This is a genomic window from Bartonella sp. SL317 (assembly GCF_059687655.1).
On the sequence record NZ_CM185144.1, the window covers coordinates 1,857,761 to 1,882,539 of the forward strand.

The 24,779-nt window shown below is 36.3% G+C and carries 18 protein-coding genes, 2 tRNA genes and 1 pseudogene; 15 read left to right on the forward strand and 6 right to left on the reverse strand.

All coding sequences use genetic code 11. The features are described 5' to 3' along the window. The 5 genes and pseudogenes from parE to AC6ER9_RS07790 all read right to left on the reverse strand — a co-directional run bounded on the left by parE (position 1) and on the right by AC6ER9_RS07790 (position 5,345). Positions 1-2,066, reverse strand: a pseudogene (gene parE / locus AC6ER9_RS07770) (DNA topoisomerase IV subunit B). An 81-nt stretch (positions 2,067-2,147) separates the two neighbouring features. Further along, the gene (gene lipB / locus AC6ER9_RS07775; protein WP_497074173.1) at positions 2,148-2,885 is read right to left on the reverse strand and encodes a lipoyl(octanoyl) transferase LipB; all 738 of its coding nucleotides are present in this window, start codon (positions 2,883-2,885) and stop codon (positions 2,148-2,150) included. Positions 2,886-3,007: 122 nt separating this feature from the next. Continuing rightward, positions 3,008-3,859 carry a TPM domain-containing protein gene (locus tag AC6ER9_RS07780; protein ID WP_497074174.1) on the reverse strand — a complete coding sequence of 284 codons (852 nt, stop codon included), beginning with the start codon at positions 3,857-3,859 and terminating at the stop codon, positions 3,008-3,010. After that, on the reverse strand, positions 3,859-4,503 hold the full coding sequence (locus tag AC6ER9_RS07785; RefSeq protein ID WP_497074175.1) for a LemA family protein: 645 nt from the start codon (positions 4,501-4,503) through the stop codon (positions 3,859-3,861). The genes AC6ER9_RS07780 and AC6ER9_RS07785 overlap by 1 nt, the downstream gene beginning before the upstream one ends. A gap of 233 nt (positions 4,504-4,736) precedes the next feature. Beyond that, positions 4,737-5,345 carry a fumarylacetoacetate hydrolase family protein gene (locus tag AC6ER9_RS07790; RefSeq protein WP_497074176.1) on the reverse strand — a complete coding sequence of 203 codons (609 nt, stop codon included), beginning with the start codon at positions 5,343-5,345 and terminating at the stop codon, positions 4,737-4,739. Between the two features lie 3,005 nt (positions 5,346-8,350). Here AC6ER9_RS07790 and hutH point away from each other — a divergent pair. From hutH to AC6ER9_RS07805, 3 genes are all read left to right on the forward strand, one after another. Next, on the forward strand, positions 8,351-9,889 hold the full coding sequence (gene hutH, locus AC6ER9_RS07795; RefSeq protein ID WP_497074177.1) for a histidine ammonia-lyase: 1,539 nt from the start codon (positions 8,351-8,353) through the stop codon (positions 9,887-9,889). Between the two features lie 547 nt (positions 9,890-10,436). Continuing rightward, positions 10,437-10,655 carry a hypothetical protein gene (locus tag AC6ER9_RS07800; protein ID WP_497074178.1) on the forward strand — a complete coding sequence of 73 codons (219 nt, stop codon included), beginning with the start codon at positions 10,437-10,439 and terminating at the stop codon, positions 10,653-10,655. Between the two features lie 429 nt (positions 10,656-11,084). Beyond that, positions 11,085-12,464 carry an amino acid permease gene (locus tag AC6ER9_RS07805; protein ID WP_497074179.1) on the forward strand — a complete coding sequence of 460 codons (1,380 nt, stop codon included), beginning with the start codon at positions 11,085-11,087 and terminating at the stop codon, positions 12,462-12,464. 1,949 nt (positions 12,465-14,413) lie between these two features. Here the strand turns inward: AC6ER9_RS07805 and AC6ER9_RS07810 are convergent. Continuing rightward, positions 14,414-14,489 (reverse strand) — tRNA-Val (locus AC6ER9_RS07810). Between the two features lie 173 nt (positions 14,490-14,662). Here AC6ER9_RS07810 and AC6ER9_RS07815 point away from each other — a divergent pair. The 12 genes from AC6ER9_RS07815 to nuoK all read left to right on the forward strand — a co-directional run bounded on the left by AC6ER9_RS07815 (position 14,663) and on the right by nuoK (position 24,777). Beyond that, positions 14,663-14,739: transfer RNA gene (locus AC6ER9_RS07815), tRNA-Asp, on the forward strand. A gap of 294 nt (positions 14,740-15,033) precedes the next feature. Further along, the gene (locus AC6ER9_RS07820; RefSeq protein WP_497074180.1) at positions 15,034-15,399 is read left to right on the forward strand and encodes an NADH-quinone oxidoreductase subunit A; all 366 of its coding nucleotides are present in this window, start codon (positions 15,034-15,036) and stop codon (positions 15,397-15,399) included. Beyond that, positions 15,390-15,971, forward strand: coding sequence for a NuoB/complex I 20 kDa subunit family protein (locus AC6ER9_RS07825; protein WP_497074181.1), 582 nt, complete (start codon positions 15,390-15,392; stop codon positions 15,969-15,971). The genes AC6ER9_RS07820 and AC6ER9_RS07825 overlap by 10 nt, the downstream gene beginning before the upstream one ends. A gap of 17 nt (positions 15,972-15,988) precedes the next feature. After that, on the forward strand, positions 15,989-16,597 hold the full coding sequence (locus tag AC6ER9_RS07830) for an NADH-quinone oxidoreductase subunit C (protein WP_497075316.1): 609 nt from the start codon (positions 15,989-15,991) through the stop codon (positions 16,595-16,597). A 119-nt stretch (positions 16,598-16,716) separates the two neighbouring features. After that, on the forward strand, positions 16,717-17,907 hold the full coding sequence (locus AC6ER9_RS07835; protein WP_497074182.1) for an NADH-quinone oxidoreductase subunit D: 1,191 nt from the start codon (positions 16,717-16,719) through the stop codon (positions 17,905-17,907). After that, entirely contained in the window at positions 17,907-18,578 is a 672-nt protein-coding gene (nuoE, locus tag AC6ER9_RS07840; protein ID WP_497074183.1) for an NADH-quinone oxidoreductase subunit NuoE, read from the forward strand. Before AC6ER9_RS07835 ends, nuoE begins: the two co-directional genes overlap by 1 nt. A 145-nt stretch (positions 18,579-18,723) precedes the next feature. Next, positions 18,724-20,031 carry an NADH-quinone oxidoreductase subunit NuoF gene (nuoF, locus tag AC6ER9_RS07845; RefSeq protein ID WP_497074184.1) on the forward strand — a complete coding sequence of 436 codons (1,308 nt, stop codon included), beginning with the start codon at positions 18,724-18,726 and terminating at the stop codon, positions 20,029-20,031. Between the two features lie 63 nt (positions 20,032-20,094). After that, the gene (gene nuoG / locus AC6ER9_RS07850; protein ID WP_497074185.1) at positions 20,095-22,164 is read left to right on the forward strand and encodes an NADH-quinone oxidoreductase subunit NuoG; all 2,070 of its coding nucleotides are present in this window, start codon (positions 20,095-20,097) and stop codon (positions 22,162-22,164) included. 22 nt (positions 22,165-22,186) lie between these two features. After that, a complete protein-coding gene (gene nuoH / locus AC6ER9_RS07855) occupies positions 22,187-23,233 on the forward strand; it encodes an NADH-quinone oxidoreductase subunit NuoH (RefSeq protein ID WP_497075319.1) in 1,047 nt (348 codons plus the stop codon). 14 nt (positions 23,234-23,247) lie between these two features. Beyond that, the gene (nuoI, locus tag AC6ER9_RS07860) at positions 23,248-23,739 is read left to right on the forward strand and encodes an NADH-quinone oxidoreductase subunit NuoI (RefSeq protein ID WP_120101470.1); all 492 of its coding nucleotides are present in this window, start codon (positions 23,248-23,250) and stop codon (positions 23,737-23,739) included. Between the two features lie 94 nt (positions 23,740-23,833). After that, positions 23,834-24,454 carry an NADH-quinone oxidoreductase subunit J gene (locus AC6ER9_RS07865; RefSeq protein ID WP_497074186.1) on the forward strand — a complete coding sequence of 207 codons (621 nt, stop codon included), beginning with the start codon at positions 23,834-23,836 and terminating at the stop codon, positions 24,452-24,454. Between the two features lie 14 nt (positions 24,455-24,468). Then, complete coding sequence (gene nuoK, locus AC6ER9_RS07870; RefSeq protein WP_497074187.1) at positions 24,469-24,777, forward strand: NADH-quinone oxidoreductase subunit NuoK; 309 nt, start codon at positions 24,469-24,471, stop codon at positions 24,775-24,777. Positions 24,778-24,779 lie beyond the last annotated feature (2 nt).

The window sequence follows — 24,779 nt, forward strand, 5'->3', positions numbered from 1 at the left end:
TTAAATGTCTAAATTAGAAGCAAAAGTAGAGTTTTCTTGTATGAAACGAAATCGTGCTTCTGCTTTTGTTCCCATAAGACTTTCTACAGTTTTTTTTGTTTCTTGTATTTCCACGGCATCAATAGAAACACGCAGCAATGTACGCTTTTGAGGATGCATCGTCGTTTCTTTAAGTTGTTCCGCACGCATTTCACCCAGTCCTTTAAAACGCCCGATTTCAATTTTAGCTTTTCCCGTAAATTCAGTTTTGAGCAGTTCATCCTTATGGATATCATCGCGTGCATAAGCAACTTTTCCTCCTTGTGATATTCTATAAAGAGGAGGGACGGCGAGATATAAATGTCCTTGATGAATAAGGTCAGGCATTTCTTGGAAAAAGAAGGTAATGAGCAATGATGCAATATGAGCACCATCAACATCAGCATCTGTCATGATGATAATACGTTCATATCTGAGATCTTTTTCACGATATTTAGAGCGTGTTCCACAGCCAAGAGCAAGGATAAGATCGCTAATTGTTTGGCTTGAGTTCATTTTTTCATGGGCAGCACTGGCAACATTGAGGATTTTTCCACGAAGAGGTAAAATTGCTTGATTTGCTCTATTTCTTGCTTGTTTGGCTGATCCTCCCGCAGAATCCCCTTCAACAATGAATAACTCAGCGCCAGCAGCATGGTTTTGGCTACAATCTGCAAGTTTCCGGGTAGGCGTAGTTTACGGACAGCTGTTTTTCGACTTATTTCTCTATCTTGGCGTCGTTTCACGCGTTCTTCAGCACGTTCAACAACCCAATCGAGAAGTTTTGTTGCTTCTTGAGGGGAATTTGCTAACCAATGATCAAAAGGATCACGGATTGCATTCTCAACCATACGTTGCGCTTCAATGGTTGCTAATCGATCTTTTGTTTGGCCAACGAATTCAGGATTTTTGATGAAAACTGAAAGTATTGCGACTGTTGAAATCATAATATCGTCAGATGTAATGATTGCTGCGCGCTTGTTTCCTATTAACTCAGCGTAGGACTTCAATCCACGCAAAAGAGCTTGACGCAGTCCTGTCTCATGCGTTCCCCCTTCTCCGGTAGGAATAGTATTGCAGTAAGACTGAACACAAGGATCACCGCCATGCCAAGCTATGGCCCATTCAACCGATCCATGGCCATTACTTTGTTGTGTTTTGCCAGAAAAAATTTCTGACGTTACGCGATATTCATCTTTTAGTGATGAAAGTAAATAATCTTTCAACCCATTGGGAAAATGAAAAACCGCTTTTTCAGGAATATTTTTGACGCCTTCAAGTATGTCGGGATCACAAGTCCAGCGAATTTTTACGCCGCCAAAAAGATAGGCTTTGGAGCGCGCCATCTTATAAATTTTTTCTGGATCAAAAGTTGCTTTTTCACCAAAAATTTCATGGTCAGGATGAAAACGAACGCGTGTACCACGGCGATTATAAATATCCCCCAAATCTTCCAATTCAGATTGAGGAATCCCCCGTGAAAAGCGTTGTCGATAAAGCCTTCGTTCTCGTGCTACTTCAACTTCCATATCATCTGAAAGAGCATTGACAACAGAAATTCCTACACCATGAAGTCCACCTGCGGTTTGGTAAGCTTTTCCATCAAATTTTCCTCCTGAGTGGAGTTGTGTCATAATAACCTCAAGAGTAGATTTATCCGGCATTTGAGGATGATTTTCAACAGGAATGCCGCGTCCATTATCTGTAACGGTTATATAACCGTTTCTCTCTAATGAGACCTCAATAGAGTCTGCATAACCTGCGACAGCTTCATCCATCGCATTATCGATAATTTCGGCAAATAAATGATGAAGTGCTTTACTGTCTGTTCCACCAATATACATTCCAGGGCGTAAACGTACAGGCTCTAAACCCTCAAGCACTCGAATAGAGAGGGCATTATAGTCGTCTTCTTGTGTATTTTTTGCACTTTTTTTTGAAATCATTGCTTTTGATTTCGTTGGAGATTGTAGAGTGCTTTCTTTTGTATTTACCCGAGATTGGGCTTTATTTAAAATACTAAAAAGATCCTTGTTGTTATCGCTCATAGCGTTTAACTATCTACCTCATAAATATAATCTTCATTAAAATAAGTTTTATGCCTGCTTTTTATTTAAAAATCAATGAACTTAGGAAACATCAATTGTTGGACCAAAAATTTGTTCAAAAGCCTGTTTGAGAGCAATATCAATATCATGCATTGTTACAGAACACCCTAAATCAAGAAAGCTGGTTATACCGTGATTTGCAATTCCACAAGGAACAATCCCTGAATAATGCGCTAAATTAGGATTAACATTGATAGAGACGCCATGAAAACTTATCCATTTACGCACGCGAATACCAATAGCTGCAATTTTATCTTCGGAAGAAAGCCCCTTTTGTTTTGATGGATAATGAGACTGTCTAACCCAGACACCAACGCGATCTTCTCTGCGTTCCCCTTTAATATTAAAGTTTGCAAGCATCCGTATGATCCATTCTTCTAAAGCACTAATGAAAGCACGGATGTCTTGTTTTCGGCGTTTAAGGTCAAGCATAATATAAGCAATACGCTGTCCTGGACCATGATATGTAAATTCACCCCCACGTCCTGCTTCATATACAGGGAATAAATGAGGTGATAAAAGATCCTTTTTATCTGCACTCGTACCCGCTGTATAAAGGGAAGGGTGTTCAAGAAGCCAAACTTGTTCATGGGCAGTTTTTGCAAGAATTTTTTCTACACGCTCTTCCATATAACGCAGCGCTTCAGGATATTCGACCAAATCATCACTTATTTTCCATTCAACGGGTGGATTTCCTAGAATTGCATTAAAATGATGTGATAAGTGATTACGATTGCTATGTTTCAATTCAAATGTCATTGGCAATATTTATCTTAATATTTGAGTTTGTATTATAACTTTAAAAAATAACAAGAAGTAAGATTAAGAGACAATTGATAAGAAGTGCAATGAATTTTATTTAAAAATTTATTATATTTATTTTACCATTTTCCTGTTGCACCACCACCACCTGATGATCCACCACCACCTCTAAATCCTCCCCCTCCTGAATGTCCACCAAAGATTCCGCCATAGCCTCTACTGCTTGCATTTAAATTTAGAAACCAAGGTGTGAAGATAAACCCCATCCAAAGATACTTTCGTGGACCTACTTTCTTACCAAAAATCATAGCAAGAAGGGGCAAACCAAAGATGATAAAGAGAATGAGAAACATGATTGTATTTATAATCATTTCTTCTTTTTCAGCTTGTTTACGTTGTTCTTCAATAACTTTAGCTTTTTGATTGATTCGAAAAGAAAACTCAGCATCACTGTGTGTAATCACTTTTATAATTGCATGAATGGCTTCGACAATTCCTCTTTGATAATTTCCTTCACGAAAATTAGGAATCATAAAGCTATTAATGATAACAGAGGAAATGGCATCTGTTAATTCTCCTTCCAGACCATAGCCTACTTCAATACGTGCTTCACGTTCATTGGGGGCAATGACGATTAATACGCCGTTATTGATCTGTTTTTGACCTAACTTCCATGTACGAAAAAGGGAATTACTGTATGTCTCTATATCATTGCCTGAAAGAGTAGGGAGGGTTACAAGAACAATTTGATCTCCTGTTTTTTCCTCGAGAGCTGTAAGCTTTTCCGTTAAATTTCTTTTTGTTGTATGATCGAGTAAATGAGCCATATCGTTGATATAGCCAGTTAAGCGAGGAAACTTCGTGTGTGCGTAAGTGACATCACAAAATGAGATGATCAGATAGAGAATGCTCAAAGGGATCCATAAACGTAGAAAAATATGACGTTTTATGGAGTATTGAAATAACTTCATTAATTAAAATTAACCTTTGGTGTTTGTTGGTTCTCCGTATCGATGGTAAAAGTTGGCATAGGTTTAGCATCACGAAACCATAATTTAGCCCAAATCATTGTTGGCATTGTTTTGAGTGCTGTATTATAGGCTCGGACTGTTTCGATATAATCACGGCGTGCAACGGAGATACGATTTTCAGTTCCTTCTAGCTGTGATTGAAGAGCAAGAAAGTTCTGGTTTGCTTTAAGATCTGGATAGTTTTCGACAACTGCCATAAGCCGAGAAAGTGCACTTGATAAATTGGCTTGGTTGTTGAGATATTGCTTTATTACTTCCGGATTATTCAACATATCAGCATTAATATTGACTTGCGTTGCTTTGGCACGCGCTTCAATGACATCTGTAAAAACAGCTTGTTCATGGGCTGCATAAGCTTTAACTGTTTCCACAAGATTGGGAATGAGATCTGTACGGCGTTGATACTGATTGAGCACTTCACTCCATGCAGCTTGTGCTTTTTCTTCATTTGTTGGTATTGTATTAAATCCGCAGCCACTTAAAAATGGTATTAAAAACACCAAGAAAAGTGCGATTGAAAATTGTCTTAACATTTTAATTGCAGGATAAGAAAATACGGTTGAAGCAATTTGTAAATTAAACATAAAAATATCTCCACAGCTATTTTATGTATTATATAGGATATATTTTCTCAGTAAAAAGTATTTTAATTTTTTTTAATATAAACTCATTGCTAAAAAAATATATTGCATGAATTTTTAGTTTTTTATCGTCTTGCGTTGTTATAGAAATAATAATGTTCTTCTTATAACTTATAAAAGTATATGTTTATCCCAAATAACAGAATGCAATATAAGGTAAGGTAGTATTTGATGATTTAATTCACCTTTATTTCTGAAATTAATCTATCTTCAAGATATAATTCTATTTCATCAAATGGGGAAAGTTTACCCACACCTTGTGGTGTTCCTGTATATATGATATCTCCACTCTTTAATTGAATGTAGCTGCTCAAAAAAGAAATTATTTTCTCAAAGCTAAAGATCATATTTCTCGTATTACCAAGTTGCCTTGTTTCACCATTCAGCTTCATTTCGAAGGTTATTGGATCATTTATTTTTTCCTTGTTTATGAAGTTAGAAACGTATGCGGCTCCTTTAAATCCTTTAGACAAAAGCCAAGGAAGCTTTTTTTCTTTTAATTTTGTTTGTAAATCTCTGGCAGTTAGATCAAGACCTATTGCTACGGCATCGTAGCATTTTTCAGCTTCTATCTCATCAACCATAAAGGTGTCCTTTGAGATTCTGAGCACAATTTCAGTTTCGAAATGGGTTTCTTTAGAAAAATTAGGGAGCTCAATTTGATTTCCTAAGATGAGTGAACTATAGGGTTTGCTAAAGATAACGGGCTCATCTTCGACGACATTGCCAAGTTCATAAGCGTGTTCTAAATAGTTGTATCCGACGCAATAAATACTATTAATCATAGGAGAACCCCTAAATTTTCATTTTCTTTGTACTGGAAAGATATAATTGTGTAAACAACATCTATTTCTCAATAGTTCAGAAGTAAGTTTTGATACCATTCATTAATTTGGGCTATAGCTTTTGACATGCATTTTTACGTATCACTGTTGAGATTAAAATAAAGTCTATATTAGATTAAAGTTCCTTTATTATACAAAGGCCATTTTGCTATGTATACGAGATATGGCATACAGTATCTTTTTTAAGTTAGTAAACACAAGGATAGTTTTACATACGCTTTTGAATTAAGTGAGATAATAAAGAATTTTATTCTTCGTAGGAGATCTCGAAGTAAATGTTGTTTTAAAGAATATTTATACAGTTCAATCGTAACTTTTAAATAAAAATAGGTGATGATCCAAAGAAAAAATGATAAAATTTTAGTCTATGATATTCTAGGTATATTGAGTATCTACCCGTTTGAGGTATTTGAGTTGTAGAGATGTTTGCTAAATTTATTTGCTATAGGTTTGAATATATTCAAAGGAATGTTTTGTTTTATTTTTAATATTATAATATATTATTTTATATATGTAAAAATTATATTATTATAATAAAAAAATGTAAGATTTTTTTCTATATATTAAAGTATAAAACAAATAAAAGAGGTTTAACGCATCCATTAATGTTGACGATAAGTCGCTAATATGTTGCTCTGTTAGCTCAAGCGGTCTTCTTTTCTTCTCTAAAGATAAACATTGTTATAATGAAAGAGAATGCCTATGGAAGGGGATTAGCAGTTAAGGAGATGAGGGTAAGGGGGAAAGGATCATCATGAAGCTTTGAATTATTTTAAAATTACTGTGTTTTGTATGGTTATTGTGGTCTGAGGGATGGGGCGCGCTTATGTTTTCTATTTTCTTATATAGCCAGTGCTAACTATGGTGGCTATTTAGTTATGGTGGCTGTTTAGTTATGGTGGCTGTTTGGTTGTGGGAGTATGTTTTTTTCGTTTGGAAGAATTGGAAAGATATTTTTATATTATTGGGTGCAGCTATCACGATGCGTGCGCTTATTATCGCTATGGCATTCATAACAAATTTTTTACTTGGTTATTTTGATCCACTTCTCTACCGGTACTAATGAAGTGGAGACAGATAATTGAGGCATTGGTGGTGTTCTGATTACAGAGTTAAGAAAAGCGCAAAATAGTAAATAATTCTTGTATATTTGATGATAAATGACTTTGAAGAGTATCGTTCATCAGTATATACGTGTATGTTCCTAAGCAATATTTGATTAGACTGCGTCATAGCTTTTGATGTCGATGTATTTAAAAAAATTACTGAAAAATCATCATTGACTGTGGCTTTTGGTAGAGTCGGCAAAAGAGTTGATAAAGGTTTTTATAATTGTGTACCTATGCTTTTGTCTCTCATCTTTTTTGTTTTAGTGACAAGCTGTGAGAGGAGGAAGTATTAAGTCCGTATATTTCTTTGTTACAGCATGATTTAATCAAAATGCACAAGAGAATTGATTTTAAATAAAAACATTTATAGGCAACCATAGAATATCTAGGTTGCACCTTAGTCTTTTATTTTTTGGGTATTCAATCTGTTTTAAAGCATTTGCAATATGTATGTTTTCAGGAAAAGCTATAACTCTTTTAGCTTTAAAAATATTTATTCAATTTAATTCTAATAAGCTTTTGGCAAAGAGAAGCTATGTTGAGTAGAATCTTATTAATACGGTTAAACTATATTAAATTTTTTATGGAAACATATTGTTAAACTTTTTGATCATTTAAACAGTTCATTTTATTTAGATTAAGATTCTTCAATTATTTTCTTCAGAAAATTTTTGTAATTCTATTGGTTTTTTGAAGATAGATTTTGTGATGATGATAAGGTTTTTTAAAGTTATCCAAGGCCTTTTTATTTTTAGTTTGAATGAATGTGGTAAGGTAGAGGAAGGGAAAAGATTGCGATTTTTTTGAAGCATTTGAGATGCTTTGGATATTTAGTATGGTTTGAAAATCTCGCAAAAAAGTTTTATCTGCAATCATTAAAAGATATATTCGAATTACTTTATTTCTGAATTTTGATTTAGTATACCTTTAAAAGTTGTAGTGTGATAGTCGTTTCTGTATTAAGGAAGATATGGAGTTAAATAAGAATACAAGGATAACCTATTGTTTTTATATCTATTTTTGCCATAAAATGAGTGTTTTGTTAAAAGAGACTTTGACAGGAAAAATTAAAAAAATTATCACGAGTAGAATTGGGTTGTAAAAAGGGTAAAGAGCTTTAAAAAAATCTGTAGAAGCTTGAGAAAAAGTATTTTTGAAGAATCTAAAAAAACTAGCTTTGAAATTAACTCTAAAATCAGATCCAATATAATAGAAAAGAAAAATAGAAATACATTATATAAGGCATTTTTATTTTTTATAGAGTTCTATTGTGCGTTTTGCTTTATCTTCAAGGGGGAGTTTAATTTTTTATACCCATGATGGCTTGTGTAAACTCTTTTATAAACCCAGTAGGAATTGTTGAATGATAAACCCATTAAGGTTCCCATTTTTATACTTAATAAAAGTGCTCGTTGGTATCATAAAATTTCTTCTAGTTTTTACTGTTACGCTAGCCTTTGGCACTTGAAATGTTTTATAAGCTTTTTTCGTTCTTTTTTTATACAATTTTATCCATACATCAGTTTTGCTTATAACGTACAAGCAAATGGTTTTCATTGATTTAAATACACAGATTTAAACTAAGAGAATCTTGCGATATTCAGATCTCTGAATTCAATATAAATAACACCATATTATTATACATCAATATATTATCTATTTTTTAAAATCTACAGTCTTTATTGTATTTGTCGTTAACAGTTCTTTGGGCAATAACTTTATCGTAAGGAATATTTTGTTAAATTATTCTTCTTTCAAAGAAACGTTATAGTTTTTGGTTTTATAGAAGGGGCAATAATGTTAGCATTGTACTTTAATTAAAAAAGAAAGAAAATTATGACGATTATACTAAAACCGGGCGGGGTAACGCTTAGCGAACTTGAAACTATTTATTTTAATGGTGAAATCAGTAAACTTTGTAATGATACGCATTTAGCGATTGAGAAAGGAGCACAGCGCATTGCTGAAATTGCTGCTGGAAGTGAGCCTGTGTATGGTATTAATACTGGTTTTGGGAAGTTAGCTTCCGTTAAAATTGATGCAGATAATGTCGCTGTTTTACAGAGAAATCTTATTTTGTCGCATTGTTGTGGGGTAGGAGATCCTTTAGCTGAGAATATTGTGCGTTTGATGATGAGCTTAAAGCTTATCTCTTTAGGAAGAGGGGCTTCTGGGGTTCGTCTAGAATTGGTCAATTTGCTGGAAAATATGCTTGCAAAGGGCGTCATTCCTGTTATCCCAGAAAAAGGATCTGTTGGTGCTTCAGGTGATCTTGCTCCACTTGCTCACATGGCGGCTGTTATGATGGGAGAGGGAGAAGCGTTTTTTCAAAATATTCGTATGAGTGGAGCGCTTGCGTTAGAAAAAGCAGGATTGTCCCCTATTATTTTAGCGGCAAAGGAAGGTCTCGCTCTTATTAACGGGACTCAGGCATCAACAGCACTGGCCCTTGCTGGACTTTTTCGAGCTTATCGGGCATTATGTGGTGGATTGTTGGCAGGGGCTTTGACGACAGATGCTATCATGGGGTCAACGGCGCCATTTCATTCTGATATCCATATTTTACGAGGCCATTATGGGCAGATTGCTGTATCGAAAACATTAGAAGAGCTTGTAGAGGATTCAGAAATTCGTGCAGCACATTTACGGGGTGATGAGCGTGTCCAAGATCCTTATTGTATACGTTGCCAGCCACAAGTTATGGGAGCATGTTTTGATATTTTGCTAGCGGCTGCAAAAACACTGATTATTGAAGCAAATGCTGTTACAGACAATCCTTTGATTTTAAGGAATGGTGAGGTTGTCTCCGGTGGGAATTTTCACGCTGAGCCTGTAGCATTTGCTGCTGATCAAATCGCTCTTGCTTTATGTGAAATAGGATCTATTTCTCAACGGCGTATTGCTCTTATGGTTGATCCAGCAGTTTCTTGTGGTCTTCCAGCTTTTTTAGCACACAATGCAGGTCTTAATTCAGGTTTTATGATCGCTGAAGTAACAGCAGCAGCTTTAATGTCTGAAAATAAGCAAATGGCTCATCCAGCTTCCGTTGATTCAACGCCAACTTCAGCTAATCAAGAAGATCATGTTTCAATGGCTTGCCATGGTGCTCGTCGGTTATTAGTAATGAGTGAAAACCTTTTTACGATTATTGGCATTGAAACACTTATTGCAGCACAAGGAATTGAATATCGTGCTCCTTTAAAAACAAGTATTCTTTTGCAGTCTGTTATGGAATATTTACGCAAGAATATTGCGTCTCTTAAGGAAGATCGCTATATGGCTCTAGATCTTCATCAAGCACATATACTTGTAAGCGAAGGGGCTTTATTATCTGTTTTACCAAAAACAATTTTTCCTCAATTAGAACTGAAATGATATTTATTGTTGAATTTAAGAGAGACCTAATGATGAGTTTTTTTATATAAGAATAGGGTAAATAATAATATATCTTCATAGTAACTAATAAATATTTTCTCATTTATTAGTTACTATGCAGTGGTTTTATATCCAATTATTTCCCTAATATTATCATTTCATAATGTAATCCATTTTATATAATATCGTAGAATAACATATTAGAAAGGCTTTTGGAGAGAGTTTTTAGAGTTTATTTTTATTATTTTATCTTTATTTATACTTATAAATATTATATTATGAATTGTCATTACTCAATAATAACCATTTTTATTGGGTATTTCTCTTTTTAAAAGATGGTTTACAATTTTTACTTTTAAATCACAAGAAAGGGGAAATAAATGTCTAAAAATCGCCTACTATGTGTTTTAATAGCAATCACTTTTTATTTTTTACAAATGATGGAAATTCTTGGAGTCTTTGGAGAGAAAGGTATCAACAAGATATTTTTATTGCTATGCGGGTACAGGAAAGGGATAGTTTTTTTCCGGTAAAAAGGAAAAATGTTATGGGTATTTCAGATAAAATAACTGAAGAAAAGGGAAATTCTCTTATTGGGCTAAATATTGTAAAGGTGATATTTATCGCAGTCGCTTTTTTCATTGGGATGCGTGCGTTTAAGTTGATCAGAGATTTTGCTACACGGGGTAAAAATGAATCTTCTAACATCTCTGAAGAATGGCGAAATTCACTTTATTCAGTAATAAATCTCTATCAATTGGCGTAAAAAGCTTGTTTTATGGGCTAAAAGAGGGTTTGCTTAAAGTAACAAAAAATTAATTGTACACAGAGTGAATGTGTCTGTTATGGATTTTTAGGCTTCTATTTCGGTGGACTGAAATAGAAGCCTAAAAGTTTAAACTGCATTATGGCTAATTTTCTCTGTAAAAAATTGAATAATACGAAACGAATTAAATGACAATTGTAAAAAAAATCATTATCACGTTATTCCGATAAAATAATACGAAATTGCAAGCTTATAAAAGCTGAATAATTTGCAATAAAAGTATTTTTTCATTGTTTAAAGCAAAGTGTTGGACTGGCTAATCTTCAATGTTTTTTTAAATATATTTTTGAAAGAAACATGAGCTTCATTTTTCATAAAGCTGTTATTGTGCTGTGGATTTTGTCAGCGTTTCAATAAAGAAGGAAAAAAATGGCAATAGATGAACTAAAACGAGGGATGAATAAGCGCCAAGTTATTTTTTTAGCTCTTGGTTCTGCTATTGGAACAGGTCTTTTTTATGGATCAGCCCAAGCAATTAAGCTTGCAGGCCCCAGTGTTTTGATTGCCTATTGTATTGCTGGTTTAGCTATTTTTATGGTTATGCGGGCTTTAGGAGAGATGATACTACATAATCCCTTGCCTGGTTCTTTTGCTCGTTATGCAGCAAATTATATATCGCCATTGGCAGGTTTTTTAACGGGGTGGACATATGTATTTGAGATGATTCTTGTTGGTTTGGCTGATATTACGGCTTTTGCCACTTATATGGGGTTTTGGTATCCTGATGTTGCTCCTTGGGTATGGGCATTGAGTATTACATTAATCATCACAGCTATTAATTTAGCCGCTGTAGAAGTTTATGGTGAACTAGAGTTTTGGCTGTCTTCTATTAAAGTTATTGCTATCATTGCGATGATTATTTTAGGGATAGTCATTATTTTCTTAGGGGGAGGTGCAGGTAGCGATTCTTCCACTGTTACAGTTCATAATTTATGGAATAATGGTGGTCTTTTTCCCAATGGTTGGTTTGGTTTTTTAGCTTGCTTTAGTGTTGTTGTCTTTGCTTTTGGTGGTATAGAAATCATTGGCATGGCAGTTATGGAAGTTCAAAATCCTCATCAAACGATTTCAAAGGCAATTAATTCTACTCCAGTTCGTATTTTGCTTTTTTACATCATGACGTTAGCTATTTTAATGTCTCTTTATCCTTGGAATGAGATTGGTCTTATGGATAGTCCTTTTGTATCTATTTTTGAAAATCTTGGAATCTCATATGCAGCAAATATTTTAAATATTGTTGTTGTTACAGCGGCTATTTCAGCAATGAATAGTGGAATGTATGGTGCTTGTCGTATGATACATGGTTTATCGCAGGAAGGTTATGCTTTAAAGAAATTTCAATATTTATCAAAAAACGGTATACCAGTTTTTATTATTTTGATGATCTTCGTTATTTTTCTTCTTGGTGCTGTCCTTAATTATTTTTATCATGAAAAGCTTTTTTTTCTTATTGCAGCGATGGCAACATTTGCGACGGTTTTTGTTTGGATGATGATTCTACTTTCGCAAATTTTTATGCGAATTAAGATGCCTAAAGAAGCACAGCATGATTTAAAATTTCCAATTCCATTTTGGCCAATAGGATCGATTTTTTCTATTGTATTTATGGTTTTTATTTTTATTCTCTTATGGTATTTCGATGAGACGCGCCCCGTTTTAATTGTCGGTATTAGTTGGATTTCTTGGCTTGTGGTTTGTTTCTATGCCCTTCAAATTTATAATTTAAAGAAAAGAAATTGCGATAAATAAAGATTACGCTAAAAAATAGCTGATGGCATAAAGGAAATGTGGTTGGGTATTATTCTCTAAAGATTGAACAAGCTAGATTAAAAGGAATCTACTCGTTATTATTTCGTTAGAAATTTTTGTGAATTATTGCTTATGATAACGACCCAATCATATAAATATTAGCTGCTGTTTGATGATGATTGGTGCCCTCAATTAAGCGCTTCATATTAAATGCCTAAAAGTATCAATAGATTTTACTAGGTACAAGATTATAGGGAAATATCTTTTTTACTTATTAATGAAGTTATATTTCACTAAAATAGGTATTATAAGAACTATTTTTATTATTTTATTTATATTTTTTATCTACACTCAATGAGCTAATAGCTCACATTGTAAGTTTTTTAAAAAATTAATTTTTAAAATTGTGTTATTTAAAAAGTCGATAGCCTTAGAAGCAAAAAGTATGCTGGACAGTGAAACAGTAAAAGCTGAGCAAGCTCAATACGATAAGTTAGAGTCATCTTGAATAGCCAATGAAGTCAAAGCAAGAGCGTAATCTGCGGTGTTTAGTAAAATAGGAAAAGAGTAAAGCCGTAGCAATAAAAAAGGTTGCACAAGAATCTAAAATCTAAAGGTCGTTTAGATGATTTAAAACAATTAGCCAATGGTGTGAAATTTATAGCAGAAGGGATAAAGAAGGTTTCTGAAAGATCCTAGAAGAAGGCTGTACGGTTAGAAACAGTAAGTGGATGAATTCAAAAAATTGCTAAGGAATCAAAAAATAAAGCATGTTTTGCCAAACATGGATGCCGTAGCAAGCATCATGCAGTGCTTATGAAGCGCGGAATAAAGCTCAAGATGCGAAGGGAGTAGAAAATAGCGCTAAGGTTACAACAGGCTTAGCGGAAATGGCAAGAAAAGAAGCTGATAAAATAGTAGAGAAAACCGATAATCGAGCGTATGAAGCCAATGTGATGTTAATCGAAAAAGTGATGTTGATGTGCACTTTGAACTCTTTGCTTGGATGCGTGATAAATAAGCAGATCTCTTATGTTGCTTGGTTACCTATTTAATGAAAAAATAAGACTTTATTATCGTTAACCCAAACCTAGCAAGAGAGATTTTAAAATATAATAAGCAAGGTGAACGCTTGTGTGGATGGAAATATGATTAGAAAAAGAACGACAAAACAGATAAAACTTACAGAAGCAGAGAAAATGCTTTAAGAAATGATGTACACCTATCAAAAAATGTCACGCTTTATGAAAAGGAGTGCATTTTTAATCTTTTTATCGATTTTTGATTTTTCTCCTCTCATGGATGCAATAGGTAATGTTTTTGTATATTTAAAACAGTGGTTCTCAAAGAATTAGATATCCTCAATTTCTTCTTAAAGTAATTAAAAAAACAATTTAAAAAGAGATTCTGATTCGTAATAAAATGAAAACTTCAAAAGTATTTGTTAGATTCATGAGCGTATTTTTTTACAGGATTTTGTAAATGTTTATATCCTTTGGAAAATCTTACGAAAACTTCGTATTGGTCCTTCATAATGCTTATTCGATATGCCTGAAAAATTAGACGTATCTACGCTATATCTTGTTTTTTTATAAGAATTAGCAAAAAATAACTACTCGTTGGTATGGAAGAAAAGGTCGTGAAGTGCTACTCTTTAAATCAAAAGATAGCATGCTTTTTAAGAAAAAAGCCGATTCTTTCTGCAAGAGTTTTACAATAAAAACTTCTGATTCATTTAGACGTGAAGTTGTTAGTATGTTTGTTAGAAACTTAGAGAAGTTTACAACAGGATTTAACAAGATTTAAAAAATTATTAGAGAAATTCGATCAAAAAACAGACGCCCTATAGAGGCATACCGTAAAATCCTATTCCCTTACTTTTATTCAGGTATCTCTAACCCATTAAAACATACATAAAATCAGTAAGTTACATAAGAAGTAAACACATATGGTGGGCGATGAGAGACTCGAACTCCCGACATCCTCGGTGTAAACGAGGCGCTCTACCAGCTGAGCTAATCGCCCAATATAATGATCAACAACTGAGTAGGACCTCTTTAAGGAAAAATTTTTCTAAACGCAAGAATAAAGATGGTATTTAATAATTTTTTTAAAAAATGCATAATCCTTCTTGACATAAACGAACGAACATCTTACACGACCGCTTGTACTAATAATGAATTAGTTCAAAAAAGTGCGCGGGTGTAGCTCAGTTGGTTAGAGTGCTGGCCTGTCACGCCGGAGGTCGCGGGTTCGAGCCCCGTCACTCGCGCCATTTTGTATTTTCTGGTAGAAATCACTTTTTAAGATATTCGTGTGCCGTAGGTTAGTGTGGGGTATCTAATTTAGGGGGGAATATTTTTTCTTCCTTTTTATATGGTTTATAAGAATAGGACTTGCGTCTTTCTTTGCTCTGCGTTACCTATGCCGATAAGAAAAATATCGCTCTGTATGCCTTTTGAGCATTATGAGTAAAATTAATAGAGCGATTATAAAATTTGTCTGTTTGAACTCGCAATGTCGAGTCGTTGTGTTAAACTCAGGCATTTTGTTACGATGGAAGAGGGTTATGGCTTATTTACTGAGCTCTTATTTGCCAGTTTTGATTTTTGTTATTGTGTCAGCGGTTATTACTGGGGTTTTGTTGATTATACCTTACATAGTAGCATATCGTTCCCCAGACCCTGAAAAGTTATCGGCTTACGAATGTGGCTTTAATTCATTTAGTGATGCGCGCATGAAGTTTGATATTCGTTTCTATTTGGTGTCAATTTTATTTATTATTTTTGATCTTGAAGTTGCTTTCCTTTTTCCTTGGGCTGTTTCATTCGAATCGATAGGTCTGTTTGGCTTTTGGTCAATGATTGTGTTTTTGGCGATTTTGACTATTGGATTTATATATGAATGGAAAAAAGGAGCTCTTGAATGGAATTAAGATCTAATAATTCAACAATTATGGCTCCAAAACCAAAAGGAATCATTGATCCCAGTACTGGTGAGTTGATAGGATCAGATGATCAGTTTTTTCGTGATATTAATGCGGAATTATCAGATAAGGGTTTTTTAGTTACTTCGGCAGATGCTTTGATTACTTGGGCACGTACCGGTTCTCTAATGTGGATGAGTTTTGGTTTGGCTTGTTGTGCTATTGAAATGATGCAGTGCTCAATGCCGCATTATGATAATGAGCGTTTTGGGTATGCCCCACGAGCTTCACCCCGTCAGTCAGATGTGATGGTGGTGGCAGGTACTCTAACAAATAAGATGGCACCTGCTTTAAGAAAAGTGTATGATCAGATGCCAGAGCCACGTTATGTGATTTCTATGGGATCATGTGCAAACGGTGGAGGATATTATCATTATTCCTATTCAGTGGTGCGTGGATGTGATCGGATTGTACCTGTCGATATCTATGTTCCAGGGTGTCCACCTACTGCAGAGGCCTTATTATACGGCATATTGTTATTACAGAAAAAAATCCGTCGTACCGGATCCATAGAGCGATAGAGAGTTTTCTTATCATGATGAATGAAGCATTGGCTGAACTTGCTGCTTATTTGGAAAATAAGTTAGGAAATAAGCTTGAAGAGACCATTCTTGCTTTTGGTGAATTGACCATTGTGGTACGTCTTGATGCAATTACTGATGTCTTAATGTTTGTTCGTGATGATTCTCGTTGTCAGTTTATTAATCTTACAGACATTAGTGGTGTGGATTATCCTTCTCGCGATAAGCGTTTTGATGTTTCTTACCAATTATTGTCTCCTCGTGAGAATTTGCGCTTACGTGTTAAAGTTCGTACGGATGAGAATACTCCTGTTGCTTCAGCTTGTACGGTTTATCCGGGTGCAGAGTGGTATGAACGTGAAACTTATGATATGTATGGAATTTTATTTTCTGGTCATCCGGATTTGAGACGGATTTTAACAGATTATGGGTTTGAAGGGTATCCTTTACGCAAAGACTTTCCTGTGACAGGATTTGTTGAGTGCCGTTATGATAATGAAGCAAAGAGGGTAATTTATGAGCCCGTTGTTTTGCGCCAAGAAATGCGTAATTTCGATTTTCTTTCTCCTTGGGAAGGAGGACAATATGCTTTGCCTCACGATGGGAAAGTAGATGGAGAAAAATAAGATTGGTTTTGATAAGGTAATATATTAGAGTCGTTTATTTCTTAAATAATTATTTTTTTTAGTGTGATAGATTTCTTTGATATTTGATATGAAGTTTTTAAGAAAGCAAGGGGTTGATTGTGGCTGAAGTTAATGTTCGAAACTTTAATATCAATTTTGGTCCGCAGCATCCTGCAGCGCATGGCGTTTTGCGTATGGTTTTAGAGTTGGACGGTGAAGTTGTTGAGCGTGTAGATCCACATATTGGGTTATTACATCGTGGCACAGAAAAATTAATGGAAACAAAGACTTATCTTCAGGCGGGGCCTTATCTAGATCGTTTAGATTATGTTGCTCCCATGAATCAAGAGCATGCTTTTGTTCTTGCAATTGAAAAGTTATTGGATATTGAAATTCCTAAAAGAGGGCAATTGATACGTGTTTTGTTTTCTGAAATTGGGCGTATTCTTAATCATTTGCTTAATGTAACAACACAGGCGATGGATGTTGGTGCTTTGACCCCACCGCTTTGGGGATTTGAACAACGTGAAAGATTGATGATTTTTTATGAGCGTGCCTGTGGCGCTCGTTTGCACGCAAATTATTTTCGTCCCGGTGGTGTGCACCAAGACTTACCGGAATCTTTAGTTGAGGACATTGGTAATTTTATTGATCCATTTCTTGTTTCTCTTGAAAAACTTGATGCGCTTGTGACGCCAAATCGGATTTTTAAGCAGCGTAATGTGGATATCGGTGTTGTCAGTATCAACGAAGCTTGGGCACGTGGTTTTTCTGGAGTTATGATCCGTGGCGCTGGTGTGCCATGGGATTTGCGTAAAAGTCAGCCTTATGAATGCTACGATGAAATGGAATTTGATATTCCTATAGGTAAAAATAGTGATTGTTATGATCGCTATCTTATTCGTATGGAAGAAATGCGTCAATCAGCGAAAATTATGCGTCAATGTGTAGAACGACTACTTGGTACTGAAAAGAATGGCCCTGTTTCAAGTTTGGATCGCAAAATTGTACCACCAAAGCGGAGCGAGATGAAAAGCTCGATGGAAGCACTGATTCATCACTTTAAGCTCTATACGGAAGGCTTTCATACGCCTCCTGGAGAAGTATATGTCGCCGTGGAAGCTCCAAAGGGTGAGTTTGGTGTTTATCTTGTTTCTGATGGAACCAATAAACCTTATCGCGTTAAGTTGCGTGCTCCTGGGTTTGCTCATCTCCAAGCCATGGATTTTTTGACTCGCGGCCATATGTTGGCAGATGCTACAGCTATTTTGGGGTCGATTGATATTGTTTTTGGGGAGGTTGATCGCTAATGTCCGTACGCCGTCTTGCCGATGATGTCTATCAGCCCGCAGAGTTTTCTTTTACAAAGGAAAATCAGATATGGGTGAAAAATACCATAAAAAAATATCCTGTAGGGCGTGAACAATCGGCTGTTATTCCGTTATTAATGCGTGCACAAGAGCAAGATGGTTGGGTGACGCGTGCGGCCATTGAGCATATCGCTCAAATTCTTTCTATGGCGTATATCCGAGTCTTAGAGGTTGCTACTTTTTATACTCAGTTTCAGCTTAAACCTGTAGGAACAAAAGCGCATGTTCAAGTGTGTGGTACGACTCCTTGTATGTTACGTGGTTCTGAGGAATTGATTAAAGTTTGTCAGAAAAAAATTCATCATGAACCTTTTACGACCAATCAGGATGGAACCTTATCATGGGAGGAGGTGGAGTGTCTTGGTGCTTGTGTTAATGCTCCTATGGTCATGATTTTTAAAGATACTTATGAAGATCTCACAGCGGAACGCCTTGAAGAGATTATTGATGCATTTGAGGCAGGAAAAGGTTCTGATATAGCGGTTGGTCCACAAAACAGTCGTCAATCGTCGGAGCCAATTAGTGGTTTAACATCTCTGCTTGAGGATGAAGAAAAAAGCAAATTGCCTAAGTCTTCAAAGAAAAAGAATCATAAGGGAGTGGAATCTTAGTTAAATATTTTTTTGAAAAGATATTTCATTATTTTATCCATATTCTAATGACATTTGATTTAAAATAGAAAGTTTTAAGAAGTTTTTTTAAATTGCATTTGAGGAAAAGCTAAAATGCTACGGGCAATAGAAAAAAAGGTGGGGTATGCTAGCTGATAAGGACCGTATCTTCACCAATATTTATGGTTTAAAAGACAAGTCATTAAAGGCTGCGATGTCGCGTGGGCATTGGAATGGTCTGAAAGAGATTATTGATAAAGGTCGTGATTGGATCATTGATGAGGTCAAAGCATCGGGTTTGCGCGGTCGTGGTGGTGCTGGTTTTCCTACCGGAATGAAGTGGTCTTTTATGCCAAAGCAGAGTGATGGTCGTCCTCACTATTTGGTTGTAAATGCTGATGAATCAGAGCCTGGAACATGTAAGGACCGTGATATTTTACGTCATGACCCCCATACTTTGATTGAAGGATGCGCAATTGCTACTTTTGCTATGGGAGCTAATGTCGCTTTTATTTATATTCGTGGTGAATATATTCGTGAGCGTGAAGCACTTCAAGCAGCTGTCGATGAGTGTTATGAAGCAGGTTTGCTTGGCAAAAAAACAAAATATGGTCATGCTTGTGATATTATTATTCATCATGGGGCTGGTGCTTATATTTGTGGTGAAGAAACAGCACTTCTCGAAAGTCTTGAAGGAAAAAAAGGGCAACCTCGTCTCAAACCGCCATTTCCTGCAAATATGGGCATTTATGGTTGTCCAACAACAGTCAACAATGTGGAGTCTATAGCGGTTGTTCCAACGATTTTACGTCGCGGAGCTTCGTGGTTTTCGTCTATTGGGCGTGCGAATAATGTCGGAACGAAGTTGTTTATGGTTTCTGGACATGTGAATGCCCCTTGTACCTTTGAAGAAGCTCTTGGTGTTTCTTTTCGTGAATTAATTGAAAAACATACAGGGGGTATTCGTGGCGGATGGAATAATCTTTTAGCGGTTATTCCAGGAGGGGCCTCTTGTCCTGTTGTTCGTGGTGAGGATATGGTTGATGCGATCATGGATTTTGATGGAATGCGTGATGTTGGATCTTCTTTTGGTACTGGTGGTGTGATTGTTATGGATAAATCAACCGATATTATCAAAGCAATTTGGCGTATAGCGGCTTTTTTCAAACATGAAAGTTGTGGTCAATGTACGCCGTGTCGTGAAGGAACAGGATGGATGATGCGTCTTTTAGGGCGTATGGTTGAGGGAAGAGCACAAAAACGTGAGATTGATCTTTTGTTTGAAGTTTCTAAACAAGTCGAAGGACATACGATTTGCGCGCTTGGTGATGCAGCAGCATGGCCAATACAGGGATTGATCCGTAATTTTCGTCCAGAAATTGAGCGTAGAATTGATGAATATACGCGAAATGTTGTTCAAAGAAAGAATATTGCTTTGGAAGCAGTAGGATAGAGATTTTTTAAAAGAGCAACTGAATGCAAATTTTAAGTGGATTGTCCGCAGGTTGGATGGGTGATGATAAATATCAAAGTTGATGGTAAAGAGATTGAAGTCCCTGATTACTATACGTTGCTTCAGGCAGCGGAGGCGGCGGGTGCTGAAATTCCGCGTTTTTGTTTTCATGAAACTTTATCAATTGCTGGAAATTGTCGTATGTGCTTGGTTGAGGTCAAAGGTGGTCCTCCAAAACCTCAAGCTTCTTGTGCGATGGGGGTTCGTGATTTACGATTGGGGCCTAATGGTGAAGCACCGGAAATTTTTACCAATACTGAGATGGTAAAAAAAGCACGTGAAGGTGTGATGGAGTTTCTTCTCATCAATCATCCTTTAGATTGTCCTGTTTGTGATCAAGGGGGCGAATGCGATCTTCAAGATCAAGCAATGCTCTACGGGCGAGATTGTTCTCGTTATACGGAAAATAAGCGTGCTGTAGAAGATAAATATATTGGGCCTCTTGTTAAAACGGTTATGACACGGTGTATTCATTGCACACGTTGTGTTCGTTTTACAACGGAAGTTGCCGGTATTTCTGAGCTTGGTTTGATTGGTCGTGGTGAAGATGCTGAAATTACGACATATCTTGAAAAAGCGATGACATCTGAATTACAGGGCAATGTGATTGATCTTTGTCCAGTGGGGGCTTTAACCTCAAAACCGTATGCGTTTCATGCCCGTCCTTGGGAATTGGTTAAAACAGAATCGATTGATGTGATGGATGCGCTTGGCAGTGCTATTCGTATTGATAGTCGCGGTCGTGAAGTTATGCGGATTATGCCGCGTACAAATGACGATGTAAATGAGGAATGGATCTCTGATAAAGCCCGTTTTATTTGGGATGGATTACGGACTCAGCGGCTTGATAGACCCTATATCCGTAAAGACGGAAAGCTTCAACCTGCCAGTTGGACAGAAGCTTTTGCGAAAATTAAAATGATGACCTCTAAGGTTTTGCCAGAAAAAATTGGAGCTATTGCTGGGGATCTTGCTTCTGTTGAAGAAATGTATGCCCTTAAAACGTTACTGATCTCGTTGGGTTCAAAGCTTTTTGATTGTCGTCAAAGAGGGGGAGCTTTATCGCCTGAATTTGGGCGTTCGAGTTATATTTTAAATCCTACAATTGCGGGGATTGAACAGGCTGATGCTCTCCTTATTGTAGGCTCTAATCCACGCCATGAAGCTGCTGTTTTAAATGCGCGCATTTTAAAGCGCCAACGGATGGGAAATTTTCCTATCGCGCTCATTGGAGAGAAAGTCGATTTACGTTATCCTTATTCTTATCTTGGATCTGGGAGTGATGCATTAAATACACTTATTTGTGGAGAGGATGCTTTTTATAATGTTTTAAAGGACGCAAGGAGGCCTCTTATTCTTATCGGAGAGGGGGCGATTTGCGGAAATGAAGGGTTATCTGTTTTAAAAAGTCTTGCTAAATTAGCGGATAATATTGGTGCCCTTAGCGAAGAATGGAATGGTTTTGGCGTCCTTCATAATGCAGCCTCAATTGTTGGAGGGTTAGACATAGGTTTTACTTCTCAGTTTGGGGTTGAAAATATTCTTAAAACCTGTGAGGTTTTATTTTTGCTTGGTGCTGATGAGGTGGAATTAGCCAATATAAAAGCTTTTAAAGTTTATATTGGGAGCCATGGTGATAATGGGGCGCACGCTGCTGATGTTATTTTGCCTGCATCGGCCTATACTGAAAAGTCAGGGCTTTATGTCAATACAGAAGGGCGTGTTCAAATGACAAATCGGGCTGGTTTTGCTCCAGGTGAAGCAAAAGAAGATTGGGCCATTTTGCGTGCCTTATCGGATGTGTTAGGACAAAGGCTTCCCTTTGATTCTCTTTCTCAATTAAGGCAATGTTTGTTTAATGAGTATCCACATTTTGATGCTGTTGATGATATCATGCCTGCAGATATAAGTGATCTTAAGGCGCTTGGTTCAAAAATGGTTTCCCTAGAAAGTCAAATATTTACTTCTATGGTTAAAGACTTTTATTTAACAAATCCGATAGCGCGTGCTTCTGCTGTTATGGCTGAATGTTCATCTCTAGCAAAAAGCCGTGCTATAGAAGTTGTAGAGTAAGGGCAAAGGAAAAGGAATAATGATGTATGATTTCTTTATAACTTGGTTGTTGCCATTACTCGTTATCGTTGGGAAGACACTTCTTCTTTTAGTTGTTCTCTTAGTATTGATTGCCTATCTCCTCTATGCAGATAGAAAGATTTGGGCTGCTGTGCAATTGCGGCGTGGTCCCAATGTTGTTGGTCCGTGGGGGTTGCTACAATCTTTTGCAGACTTAATTAAATTTGCTGTAAAGGAACCTATTATCCCTGCTGGTGCCAATAAAGGGGTTTTCCTTTTGGCTCCTTTTGTTTCAGCAACACTGGCTTTATCAACTTGGGCTGTTATTCCTGTCAATGAAGGTTGGGAGGTTGCGAAGATTAATGTTGGCTTGCTTTACATCTTAGCCATTTCATCTCTTGAAGTTTATGGGGTTATTATGGGGGGCTGGGCCTCAAATTCAAAATATCCTTTTTTAGGGGCTCTTCGTTCAGCGGCACAAATGGTTTCTTACGAAGTTTCTATTGGTTTTGTGCTTGTGACCGTTATTTTAGTAAGTGGATCACTGGATCTTACAACAATTGTTTTAAAACAAAGTTATGGGCTTGGTACAACTCTTGGTCTTCCTTTTAACAGTTTTCTTGATTGGAATTGGCTTATTCTTTTTCCAATGTTTATTATATTTTTTATTTCTGCGCTTGCAGAGACAAACCGTCCGCCTTTTGATTTGGTAGAAGCAGAATCTGAACTTGTTGCTGGTCACATGGTTGAATATTCTTCAACGCCTTATATGCTCTTTTTTCTTGGTGAATATGTTGCTATTGTTTTAATGTGTGCTTTGACAACCATTTTATTTTTAGGCGGTTGGCTTCCTCCCTTGGATGTTTGGTGGCTTAATTGGGTTCCTGGCATCATTTGGTTTGTTTTAAAAGTCTGTTTTGTGTTTTTTTGGTTTGCTATGGTCAAAGCATTTGTTCCACGCTATCGCTATGATCAACTCATGCGGCTTGGTTGGAAGGTTTTTCTTCCTCTCTCATTAGCAATGGTTGTAATAACTGCGGCTTTTTTAAAGTTTACAAATTTCGTTTAAGAGGAGATTTTACGATGTCAGGTTTTATTCAGGCGGCAAAGTCACTCCTTTTATTGGAGTTTGTGAGTGCTTTTTTCTTAGCTATGCGTCAGTTTTTTTCGCCAAAACCTACGATTAATTATCCTTATGAAAAAGGTTTTGTTTCTCAGCGTTTTCGTGGTGAGCATGCACTGCGTCGTTATCCCAATGGTGAAGAGCGCTGTATCGCCTGTAAATTATGTGAAGCGATTTGTCCGGCACAGGCGATTACAATTGAGGCTGGACCGCGACGTAATGATGGAACACGTAGAACTGTTCGTTATGATATCGATATGGTTAAGTGTATTTACTGTGGTTTTTGTCAAGAGGCTTGTCCAGTAGAGGCTATTGTTGAAGGCCCAAATTTTGAATTTGCAACAGAAACGCGTGAAGAACTCTATTATGATAAAGAAAAGCTTTTAATGAATGGTGATCGTTGGGAGCGAGAAATTGCTCGAAATATATTGATAGATGCGCCTTATCGTTAAGTGTATCGTTAAATGAGATGTCGGATAATTTTCCGATAAATTGTAATCTGGTATAAAGTTTGTACCAATCGTTTGGATAATTAAGGAGAAGCCTATGCTAACAGATCTAGCGGTGGCATTTTTCTATTTGTTTGCTTTTATTATGCTAACAAGTGCAGTGATTGTTATTACAGTACGAAATCCTGTGCATTCTGTTTTGTTTTTAATTCTTGCATTTTTTAATGCCGCGGCTTTATTTTTGCTTGCGGGAGCAGAGTTTTTAGGGCTTATTCTACTTGTTGTTTATGTTGGAGCCGTTGCTGTTTTATTTTTATTTGTCGTTATGATGCTGGATGTTGATTTTGCTGAGTTAAAGAGTGGTGCTCTTCGATATGCGCCTATTGGTGCTCTTATTGGCGTTATTATGGCCGTAGAATTGATTGTTGTTTTTGTGAGTAGTTACTTCTCTCCAGTTTTAAGAGCGCATGTTACGCAACCAATGCCAGATTTAGCGCAGCGAACAAATACACAAGCATTAGGTGACGTTCTTTATACGAATTATGTTTTTTATTTTCAAATTGCTGGAATAATTTTATTGGTTGCAATGATTGGTGCTATTGTTTTAACACTTCGTCATAAATCGGGAGTTAAGAGACAGTCTATTGCAGAACAAGTTTCTAGAACGGTAGAAAGTGCCATTGAAATCAAGCAGGTTGAATCAGGTAAAGGTATTTAAGGGGGGCTATGGATATGTATATTGATATTACGCATTATCTTGTTGTTTCTGCTTTGATGTTTACAATTGGTATCGCTGGAATTTTTCTCAACAGAAAAAATATAATTATTATTTTGATGTCTATTGAGCTTATATTACTCTCTGTTAATATCAATTTTGTTGCATTTTCAGCATTTCTTCATGATCTCGTTGGTCAGATATTCGCTTTATTTGTCTTAACCGTCGCAGCTGCTGAAGCTGCCATTGGTTTAGCAATTCTTGTTGTTTTCTTCCGTAATCGTGGTTCTATTGCGGTTGAAGATGTTAATGTAATGAAAGGCTAACC

Excerpts from the sequence above, each read along its gene's own strand:
- lipB (WP_497074173.1), bottom strand. The coding sequence starts at position 2,885 with ATGACATTTGAATTGAAACATAGCAATCGTAATCACTTATCACATCAT.
- AC6ER9_RS07780 (WP_497074174.1), bottom strand. The coding sequence starts at position 3,859 with ATGAAGTTATTTCAATACTCCATAAAACGTCATATTTTTCTACGTTTA.
- AC6ER9_RS07785 (WP_497074175.1), bottom strand. The coding sequence starts at position 4,503 with ATGTTTAATTTACAAATTGCTTCAACCGTATTTTCTTATCCTGCAATT.
- AC6ER9_RS07790 (WP_497074176.1), bottom strand. The coding sequence starts at position 5,345 with ATGATTAATAGTATTTATTGCGTCGGATACAACTATTTAGAACACGCT.
- hutH (WP_497074177.1), top strand. The coding sequence starts at position 8,351 with ATGACGATTATACTAAAACCGGGCGGGGTAACGCTTAGCGAACTTGAA.
- AC6ER9_RS07800 (WP_497074178.1), top strand. The coding sequence starts at position 10,437 with ATGGGTATTTCAGATAAAATAACTGAAGAAAAGGGAAATTCTCTTATT.
- AC6ER9_RS07805 (WP_497074179.1), top strand. The coding sequence starts at position 11,085 with ATGGCAATAGATGAACTAAAACGAGGGATGAATAAGCGCCAAGTTATT.
- AC6ER9_RS07820 (WP_497074180.1), top strand. The coding sequence starts at position 15,034 with ATGGCTTATTTACTGAGCTCTTATTTGCCAGTTTTGATTTTTGTTATT.
- AC6ER9_RS07825 (WP_497074181.1), top strand. The coding sequence starts at position 15,390 with ATGGAATTAAGATCTAATAATTCAACAATTATGGCTCCAAAACCAAAA.
- AC6ER9_RS07830 (WP_497075316.1), top strand. The coding sequence starts at position 15,989 with ATGAATGAAGCATTGGCTGAACTTGCTGCTTATTTGGAAAATAAGTTA.
- nuoE (WP_497074183.1), top strand. The coding sequence starts at position 17,907 with ATGTCCGTACGCCGTCTTGCCGATGATGTCTATCAGCCCGCAGAGTTT.
- nuoF (WP_497074184.1), top strand. The coding sequence starts at position 18,724 with ATGCTAGCTGATAAGGACCGTATCTTCACCAATATTTATGGTTTAAAA.
- nuoG (WP_497074185.1), top strand. The coding sequence starts at position 20,095 with ATGATAAATATCAAAGTTGATGGTAAAGAGATTGAAGTCCCTGATTAC.
- nuoH (WP_497075319.1), top strand. The coding sequence starts at position 22,187 with ATGTATGATTTCTTTATAACTTGGTTGTTGCCATTACTCGTTATCGTT.
- nuoI (WP_120101470.1), top strand. The coding sequence starts at position 23,248 with ATGTCAGGTTTTATTCAGGCGGCAAAGTCACTCCTTTTATTGGAGTTT.
- AC6ER9_RS07865 (WP_497074186.1), top strand. The coding sequence starts at position 23,834 with ATGCTAACAGATCTAGCGGTGGCATTTTTCTATTTGTTTGCTTTTATT.
- nuoK (WP_497074187.1), top strand. The coding sequence starts at position 24,469 with ATGTATATTGATATTACGCATTATCTTGTTGTTTCTGCTTTGATGTTT.